7 protein-coding genes and 2 CRISPR repeat arrays (1 of these 9 running past the window's edge) are annotated in these 8,762 nt (G+C 73.0%); all 7 genes read left to right on the top strand.

Features of this window, described 5'->3' with window-relative positions; genetic code table 11:
- Positions 1-228: 228 nt before the first annotated feature.
- Positions 229-625: a CRISPR direct-repeat array (repeat unit 31 nt; unit sequence TCCGGAACAGCCCCGGCTGCGCGGGGAGGAG).
- Positions 626-808: 183 nt separating this feature from the next.
- Genes ACWEMJ_RS21600 through ACWEMJ_RS21570 form a run of 7 tightly spaced genes read left to right on the top strand, consistent with a single transcriptional unit; the run spans position 809 to position 8,364 of the window.
- Complete coding sequence (locus tag ACWEMJ_RS21600; protein ID WP_452138704.1) at positions 809-1,657, top strand: CRISPR-associated endonuclease Cas3''; 849 nt, start codon at positions 809-811, stop codon at positions 1,655-1,657.
- Positions 1,654-3,549, top strand: a complete 1,896-nt coding sequence (cas3, locus tag ACWEMJ_RS21595) for a CRISPR-associated helicase Cas3' (RefSeq protein ID WP_452138703.1) — start codon at positions 1,654-1,656, stop codon at positions 3,547-3,549. The genes ACWEMJ_RS21600 and cas3 overlap by 4 nt, the downstream gene beginning before the upstream one ends.
- Before the next feature lie 3 nt (positions 3,550-3,552).
- Positions 3,553-5,133: a type I-E CRISPR-associated protein Cse1/CasA gene (casA, locus tag ACWEMJ_RS21590; protein WP_452138702.1), complete on the top strand. Its 1,581-nt coding sequence runs from the start codon at positions 3,553-3,555 to the stop codon at positions 5,131-5,133.
- On the top strand, positions 5,130-5,687 hold the full coding sequence (gene casB, locus ACWEMJ_RS21585; RefSeq protein ID WP_452138701.1) for a type I-E CRISPR-associated protein Cse2/CasB: 558 nt from the start codon (positions 5,130-5,132) through the stop codon (positions 5,685-5,687). Before casA ends, casB begins: the two co-directional genes overlap by 4 nt.
- 3 nt (positions 5,688-5,690) lie before the next feature.
- The gene (gene cas7e / locus ACWEMJ_RS21580; RefSeq protein ID WP_452138700.1) at positions 5,691-6,959 is read left to right on the top strand and encodes a type I-E CRISPR-associated protein Cas7/Cse4/CasC; all 1,269 of its coding nucleotides are present in this window, start codon (positions 5,691-5,693) and stop codon (positions 6,957-6,959) included.
- Entirely contained in the window at positions 6,956-7,732 is a 777-nt protein-coding gene (gene cas5e / locus ACWEMJ_RS21575; RefSeq protein WP_452138699.1) for a type I-E CRISPR-associated protein Cas5/CasD, read from the top strand. The genes cas7e and cas5e overlap by 4 nt, the downstream gene beginning before the upstream one ends.
- Positions 7,729-8,364, top strand: a complete 636-nt coding sequence (locus ACWEMJ_RS21570) for a type I-E CRISPR-associated protein Cas6/Cse3/CasE (protein WP_452138698.1) — start codon at positions 7,729-7,731, stop codon at positions 8,362-8,364. Before cas5e ends, ACWEMJ_RS21570 begins: the two co-directional genes overlap by 4 nt.
- Positions 8,365-8,436: 72 nt before the next feature.
- A CRISPR array of direct repeats spans positions 8,437-8,762; the repeat unit is 29 nt; unit sequence GTCCTCCCCGCGCAGCCGGGGCTGTTCCG (it continues 435 nt past the right edge of the window).

The raw sequence follows: 8,762 nt of genomic DNA, 5'->3' as shown, positions 1-8,762 counted from the left end.
TGTTCGCCAGCGAAGTCATGAAGCGAGATGGTCACGGCCGCGATCTTCTCACGCCCAGCTCCCACGCCGGTGATCCTTTCCGGTCACGGCACTAGCCGACGGACGAGATCGGAACAGCCCCGGCTGCGCGGGGAGGAGGGCGACGAGCACGAAGTCGCCCGCTCGTACGTCGGAACAGCCCGCCTGCGCGGGGAGGAGCGCAAGATGCCCGCCGACACCGGCCTGCACTGCGGAACAGCCCCGGCTGCGCGGGGAGGAGTCGTCGCTCTGGCCGGACTCGGAGTTTCCCTCCGGAACAGCCCCGGCTGCGCGGGGAGGAGTCGTGCCCACAAGTGGTCCTGCTGCCGACGTCCGGAACAGCCCCGGCTGCGCGGGGAGGAGGCCGCCGCCTGCGCGGCGCTCAGGCTCGCATCCGGAACAGCCCCGGCTGCGCGGGGAGGAGCGTCCGATCGCAGCTCGGGTGCCGACAGGTTCCGGAACAGCCCCGGCTGCGCGGGGAGGAGGATCATCAACGACCTACCTGCCGGGCGTTCCATGGAACAGCCCCGGCTGCGCGGGGAGGAGGGTCAGAAGATGAAACTCATCGCCTGGCCGACCGGAACAGCCCCGGCTGCGCGGGGAGGAGGCTTCGCGAGCTGCAGTGTTGTGGCGGCTTTGCTTTTTCTTTGCCTTGTCAAGGAGCGGTGGGGCAGCTCTGCGTACAGGGTAGCGGGGCCGCTCGGCTTCGCTGCGGGCTCTCCGGCAACTGAGTGATCGTCAATTACCTTGGCGTGTTGGCCTGTCAGTGGTCGGCTCTACGATCCGCCGCGTGGAAGCTGACTGCTCGAAGCCGGCGAGTGAGCTGGACTGCGCGTTGTGGGGCAAGTCCGATGGTTTGCCTGCCGGGGTGGTGTATCCGCTGATCGGGCACCTTCTGGATGTGGCCGCGGTTGCGTGGTGGGCCTGGGAGTTGCATCTGGTGGAACTTCAGCGGCGTGTCCTGGTGGCCGGCCTGGGGCTCGATGCCGGTGGTGTTGAGGGGCGGGAGCGTGCTCGGGCGTTGCTCGCGTGTTGGGCCGGTTGGCACGACGTGGGGAAGGTCGGGGCCTTTCAGCGCAAGGATCCGGCGGCTTTCGCGCTCCTGCGGGGGTACGGCCCTCTCGGTCCCGGTGCGGTGTCGTCGCACGGCCATGTCGCCCACCTCTTCCTCGCGCAGGCGCTGCCCGGTCTCGGGTACGACGGCGAGGGCGACGGGCTGGTGCCGGCGTCGCCGGCCCGGCGGGTCGCGCAGGTGGTCGCGGGGCATCACGGTCGCTATCCGGCGCAGCCGTCGCGGCGGGCCTTGCGCTCGGCGGGGCTGCGCGACAGGGAGCTCGGTGGCGGCAAGTGGGACGCGCAGCGCCGGTCGCACCTGGCGGCGGTGGCCGAGGTGATGGGCCGTCCGCTCGCGCCGCCGGTGTTGTCCGTCGAGGCGGCGGTCCTGGCGTCGGAGGTGGTGGTGCTCTCCGACTGGCTGGCTTCTCAAGTGCACCATGTCGAAGCCCAGTTGCACGCGATGGACACCGCCGGGAGCGACTTTCCGGAACGCCATTGGGAGCGCGCCCTGGAGGCCGCGCCCGGGCTGATCGCGGAGGCGGGCCTGCTGGTGCCGCAGTGGACGGAGACTCCGCTCGCGTGACGTTCCGGGACTGGTTCGAGTTCGACCCCAATCCGATGCAGGCATCCCTGCTCGAAGGGCTGCCGCGCTGCGCCGTGCCCGGTGCCGCCGGGTTGCTGATCGTCATGTCGGAGACCGGCAGCGGCAAGACCGAGGGCGGCCTGTGGGGTGCGAGGTGGCTGGGCGGGCCCGGCGTCGGGGTGCACGTCGCGCTGCCGACCATGGCCACCACGGACGCCGCGCACCGCAGGGTCGACGCCTGGGCGGGCCGGGCGCTGGCGGTGTCCTCCCCGGTCACCCTGGCGCACAGCCAGGCCGGCTGGAACCGCGACGCCTCGCGGGTGCTGACCCACGAGAGCGGCCTGGACACGTCGTCCTCGACCTGGCTGGAAGGCCGCGGTCGCGCGGTGCTGGCGGGGGTGAGCGTCTCGACGATCGACCAGGTCCTCACCGCCGTCCTGCGGGTGCGTCACAGCGCGCTCAGGCTCGGCGGGTTGACCCGCAAGGTGCTGCTGGTGGACGAGTGCCACGCCTACGACCCGTACATGCAGTCGTTGCTGCGCCGGGCGCTGGCCTGGTGGGGCGCGATGCGGGTGCCGGTGGTGCTGATGTCGGCGACCGTGCCCGCGGCCGTGGCGCGTTCGCTGGCCGCCGCCTATCTCTCCGGCTCCGCGCCGGGCGTCCCGGCGCCCGACGTGGAGCCGGTGTACCCGGGCTGGCTGTACGTGGACGGGACGACCGGCGAGCCGACCGCGTCCGAGCGCGTCACGACCAGCCGCCCCCGCACCCTGGACGTCGAGCTGGTCGAACTCCGGGGCGCGAACAAGCCTGTGCACAGGGGCGGCATCCCCGGTGCCGACGAGGCCCGCGCCCGGTTCGTCGCCGACCTGATGGAGCGTCAGCATGGAGACTTCTGCGCGCTGGTGGTGTGCAACACGGTCCGCTCCGCGCAGCACACCGTCACTGCTTTGGGCGAACTCCTCGGGCGGGACGTGGAGGTCTTCCTGGTCCACGCCCGCTACCGGGTCCTCGACCGGCGGGGGCACACGCTCCGCGTCGAGGAGGCGTTCGGCAAGAAGCGGGACAGGCGGCCCCGGCGCGCGGTGCTGGTCAGCACCCAGGTGTGCGAGCAGTCGCTGGACCTGAGCCTGGACCACGTGGTGAGCGACCTCGCGCCCCTCGCCCAGATCGTCCAGCGCGCCGGCCGCGGGCTCCGCCACCAGGTCGGCGACGACGTGCGGGTGCCCGTGAGCGTCCTGGTGCCCTGCGGCAGGGACGGCACACCGGACGACGGCCGCTGGCGAGCGGTCTACGGCCCGGCTCTGATGCGCTCCACCCGCGAACTCCTCGCCGCCCACGGCCCGATCGCCGTCCCCGGCGATGTCCAGAAGCTCGTGGACGCGGTCTGTGCGGGCTGGGACGCCGACGTCCCGGACCGCGACATCCTCGCCCACCTGGCGGGGGAGTGGGCGATGGAGAACGCGGCGAAACCGGTGATGATCCCGCACCCGCGCGACGTGGTCGACCTGTTCGACCTCACCGACCTGTCGATGACCGACGAGCAGGCCGCGACCCGCTACAACCTCGGCAGCGTCACCGTCCTGCCCCTGTGGGTGCTCCCGGACGGCCGGCTCGGCCTGGAGGAGGACGGCGCCCTCGTGCTCCCCGAACGGCAGCACGCCGACCTGCGCCCGATCCGCGAACGCCTGCTGTCGGTGCGGCGCGAACCCTGGCAGCGCGCCTTGCCGACCCTGGCCGAACGCCTGCCCGACTGGGCGCCCGCCCGCAGCCTCAAGGACGTCATGATCCTCGAATACCCGTGCGGGCAAAGGGAGTTGTCAGTGGCGGGGTGCACAGTGGCCTACGACAGCCGTCTGGGCCTCATCGTCCAGGCGCCCGTTGCCCAGGAGTAGAACGTGAACGCCCCAACCGCCGGCGACCTGGCCCACGAGCCGTGGATCGACTGCCTCTACGCCGACGGCGTCGTACGCCGCGTCGGCCTCCTGCAGGCCGTCCTGGACGCGCACCTGATCGCCGACATCGCCCCGCCCTACCCGGCCGCCTACGGCGCGCTGTACCGACTGCTCGCCGCCTTCTCCTACCGCGTCACCGGCCTGGACCGGCTGCAGGAGGGCGAGAGCGCCGAGAGCTGGTACCGCCGCCGCAACCGCCGGTTCGGTACGGCCTTCGACCCGGACGCCGTCGAGGAGTACTTCGGCCGCCACCACGACCGCTTCGGGCTCTACCACCCCGTGCGGCCGTTCCTCCAGGACCCGCGGCTGGCCACGGACTGCAAGGACACCTCCGGCATCAACAAGCTGGTCGTCGGAGGAGCCTCCGGCAGCGCCCGGCCGTGGTTCAACGGCAAGCACGGCGACCGCTCCCAGCGCCCCCTGCCCTCGGCGCAGGCCGCACTCCACCTGGTGATGTGGGCCTACTACGGCTCCGGCGGAACGGTGACCACCCGCTCCCACGGCGGCATCACCACCCAGACCGGCTGCCAGTCCGCCCCCGCCCGCGGCACGGTCGGCTACCACCCCCTGGGCGCCACCCTGCACGCCACCCTCCTCGCCCACCTCGTCCCGCCCGGCACACCGGAGGCCGACGGCCGCCCCGACGAGGCGATGTGGGAGCGCGACCGGCACCCCGACCCCACCCGGCCGGCCCCCGAACCCACCGGCCCCGTCTCCCTGCTGGCCGGCCGCATGCGCCACGCCATCCTGCTCACCCCCGGCCCCGACGCCCGCTCGGCCGTCGACTGCACCATCACCTGGGGTGCCCGCAACCCGCCGAAGACCGTCGGCGGCGAGAAGACCGAGTACGTCGAGGCCCACCCCGACCCCTACCTGTCCTACCGCCGCTCACCCAGGACGCAGCGCCCCGGCGCAGCAGTGGAGGCCGACGGCGGACGCCACCTGTTCCGCGATCTCGACGTCCTCCTCGACGCCCCCGACAACCGCCCCGCCACCCGCCGCAACCGGCCCACCCGCCCGCTCGTCCTGGCCGGCTGCGACATGCTGCCCGACGCCGTCCTGGACACCCTGCGCCTGCGCGTCGTCGGCGCCCAGCAGGACCGCGCCCAGAACCGGGACAGCCAGTGGTGGACCACCACCACACCTCCGCTGCTCGCCCACGACGCCCAACACGACCCGGACACCGCCGAGTTGGTGGCTGACGCGGTCAAGGAAGCGGACGCCGCCGCCCGGCGGCTCGACGAAGCACTCGCCGCCGCGTTCAACGACCGCCCCAAGGACAGGACCGACACCGCCAACCGCAGAGCCCGCGCCGCCGTCCAGTACTGGCCCCGCGCCGACACGGAGTTCTGGAACCTCTACCACACCGGCCGACTCGACCGCGCCCAGGCCCGCATGCGCCACGCGGCACTCGACGCCTTCGACCACCTCACCACCGCCCTCGCGCGCAGCCCCTCCGCCACCCGCCGAGTCGCCCGAGCCCGCGCACTGCTCCCCCTGCCCCGCAAGGAACCCACCCCGTGACCGACCCCGCCACCAGCCCCACTGACGGGCAGCAGACCCACACCCGCCGCTTCGTCGATCACATCGCCACCCTGCTGCGCGACGACGGCGCCGCCCGCCGGGCCCTGTCCACCGGCCTGCGGCCCTGGACCGAACACCCTCCCGGCGGCATGCACCGCTACGTCGTGAGCTGGCTGCCCGATGCCGCGCACCCGCAACGGGAGCGCGCCTTCTACACCGTGGCCGCGCTGATGACCACCACCAGCCGCGCGGGCATCGGCACCGGCGTCAGCATCGGCGGCGCACTCGGACGAGCCTCCCGCACCCTCTCGGCCACCACCACCGAGTCCTCCCTCAAACGCGTGGCCACCCACACCAGCGCCGGCCCCTACACCCACCTGCGCGGCGCCGTCCGCCTGATCGATGCCGGTGGCGCCCGTCCGGACTGGGAACGGCTGCTGCGCGAACTCGACGGCTGGTACTTCAACGGCCGCCGTACCTGCACCCAGTGGCAACAGGACTACTTCCGCGAGAACCAGCCCCGGCCCGTCAGCACCACGACCGACAGCGAGTGAGCCATGACCACCACCGTTCCCGCCGCCTTCCTGGATCTGCACGTCATCCAGACCGTCCCGCTCTCCGCCCTCAACCGCGACGGAGACGGCAACCCCAAGTCCGTGGTGATCGGCGGCGTCACCCGCGCCAGGCTCAGCCCCCAGGCCGTCAAGCGCCCCGTCCGCCTGCACATCGAACGGGCCCTCCCCGAGGAAGCCGCCGTCCGCACCCGTCGGCTCGTCCACGAGATCCGCGACACCCTGCTGCGCGAGCACTGGACGCCGGCCGAGCCCGGCCGGCCGACCCCCGAGGAGGAAGAGCTCGCCACCTTCGCCGCCCTGGACGTCTTCGCCGCCGCCTCCGGCGGGATGAAGGTCGGCAGCGTCGACGAGGCCGCCGAAGGCACCAAGGCCGCCGAAGGCACCAAGGCCAGAGACCCCCTCGCCACCGCAGCCCTGATCTACACCCCCGCGCACACCGCCGCCCGACTCGCCGCGGTGGCAGCCGAGTTGAAGGACGAGTACGAAACGGCGCACAAGGAGGCCGCCAGCAACGGCGGCAAGCCCAAGGCGCGAGCGAAGGCCAAGAAGGTCGAGCCCGCCACGGTCGCCGACCCGGGCACCATGAAGGGCCGGCTCGCCGAAGCCAACGGCTCCATCGCCCTGCTCGGCCGCACCCTCATGGAGGTCGACGGCGCCGAACGCGACGCCTGCGTCCAGGTGTCCTCCGCCTTCACCACCCACGAGGCCGTCATCGAGGTCGACTTCTTCGTCGCCGTCGACGACTACGCCGCCGCGACCCCCGGCATCCCCGACGTCGGGCAGATGGGCGACAGCCAGCACACCGCCGGCACCTTCTACCGCTACGCCACCATCAACCTGCACGCCCTCGTCGCCGCCAACAACGGCGACACCGACCTCTCCCGCCGACTCACCCGCGCCTTCGTCGAAGGCTTCATCACCACCCTCCCCGACTCCGGCCAGACCAACGCCGCCGCCTGGACCCTCCCCGACCTCGTCCACCTCGCCGCCCGCAGCGACCGGCCCGTCAACCTCTCCACCGCCTTCGACAAGCCGATCCGCGGCGGACGCGCGGGCCACGCCACCCCCTCGATCGAGCGCCTGGCCGAGTACGCCGCCACCATCCAGCGGCTCACCGCCGGCCGGGGCCTCGTCCACGCCGTCCACGCCCACACCGGCAGCGGCGAACTGCCCGGCCTCGGCGAGGCCGCCGACAGTTACGACCAGGCCACCGACGCCATCCTCGACCGGGCGTTCGGAACCCCTCAGTGACCGACACCGACCACGTCCTCGTCCTGCGCCTGGCCGCCCCCCTCCAATCCTGGGGCGTGCGCGCAGCCTTCAACGAGTACCGCGACAGCGCCGACCACCCCACCCGCTCCGGCGTCCTCGGCCTACTCGCCTGCGCCCTCGGCCACCCCCGCGGATCCGCCCCCGGCGACCTCGCCCAACTCGACCTCGCCGTCCGCGTCGACCGACCCGGCACGCCCATGGAGGACCTCCACACCATCGGCGGCCAGTCCCGCGCCGGCGTGGTCCCCTCCGCTGACGGCGGCACCCGCCCGGGCGCCGTCCTCACCCGCCGCGCCTACCTCGCCGACGCCGCGTTCACCGTCGCCCTGACCGGCCCAACTGCCCTCCTGCGGACGGTCAGTGACGCCCTCGACCACCCCGCCTACACCCCCTTCCTCGGTCGCCGCGCCTGCCCGCCGGCCGCCCCCTACAACCTCGGCATCCACCCCGGCGGCCCCGCCGCTGTCTTCGCCACCGCACCGCTGGACCGCGACGCCCGTCCGGGCGAGACCACCGTCACCGTCGACACCATCACCACCGTCGCCCACGACGACCCGACCGCGACCCACACCGTCAACGACGACCCGCACGGCGGCCGCCGCTTTCGCCAACGCACCCTCGCCCGCACCACGTTGACGCTCCCCGCCGACCTCTGCGTCGGCAGCGACGCCGGCGAGCGCTACGAGCGACTCCACCACTACCGCCACCACCACACCTCCCCGCCCGCCGGGGCAGCACCGGAGCACCCATGACCAGCGCCCACCTCACCGAGATCCGCCTCAACACCCGATCCCGCGACGTCCAGGCCGACCTCAGGAACGGCGGCTACGGCTTCCACCACCGCACCGCCCGCCTCACCAACACCGAGACGGCCGGCGGCGAAACCCGCCTCCTGTGGCGGCTCGACACGTTCAACAACGGCTTGCGCCTGCTCGTTCAGACCATGGACAAGCCCGCCCCCCAGACCCTCCCCGACGGCTACGGGGTTTCCCGCACTCTCCCTCTCGACAAGCACTTCGACCGCCTGGCCGCCGGCCAGAAGGTCCGCTACCGACTCGCCGGCAACTCCGTCCGGTTCGCCTTCGACGAGATCACCGGCCTCCCCCTCCCGAACCGCATCCCCTGCAGGGGCGAGGAGATCACCACCTGGTGGACCCGCCGCGCCCCCGACACTGGACTCGACCTCGACACCACCACCACCTCCCAACTCCCCACCGTCACCGGCACCCGCGACCGCAAACCCGGCTTCCGCCTCGTCCTCACCCGCTACGACGGCACCGCCACCATCACCGACCCCGACACCCTCCGCACCGCCATGCTCACCGGCATCGGCCGCGGCAAAGCCTTCGGCGCCGGCCTCCTCACCATCGCTCCGGCCCTCTAGCCGCCCCGCCCACCGCTCCTTGACAACAGCAAAGAAACCGCAAACCCCCTGGATCGCACCAGGTCAAAAAGGGTCCTCCCCGCGCAGCCGGGGCTGTTCCGGCGTCCGGCGGCGTCCTGACCATGGGTCACATGTCCTCCCCGCGCAGCCGGGGCTGTTCCGGGGCACGCCCACCCCGGCGTTGCGTTGTTCCTGTCCTCCCCGCGCAGCCGGGGCTGTTCCGAGCGGACGACGTGACGTCGCGGGTCGAGCAGAGTCCTCCCCGCGCAGCCGGGGCTGTTCCGCGCCCCCGTGGAGCTGCCGTCGTGACGATCCGGTCCTCCCCGCGCAGCCGGGGCTGTTCCGGCCCAGCAGGCCCTGGACGACGCCCGCCGGCAGTCCTCCCCGCGCAGCCGGGG

The organism is Kitasatospora sp. NPDC004531 (genome assembly GCF_053602195.1).
The sequence above is the reverse complement of the archived record's forward strand: the minus strand, read 5'-3'. Positions and strand labels throughout refer to the sequence as shown.

What these genes read in the sequence shown, in the direction of transcription:
- ACWEMJ_RS21570 (WP_452138698.1), top strand. Translation starts at nt 7,729, where the DNA reads ATGACCAGCGCCCACCTCACCGAGATCCGCCTCAACACCCGATCCCGC.
- cas7e (WP_452138700.1), top strand. Translation starts at nt 5,691, where the DNA reads ATGACCACCACCGTTCCCGCCGCCTTCCTGGATCTGCACGTCATCCAG.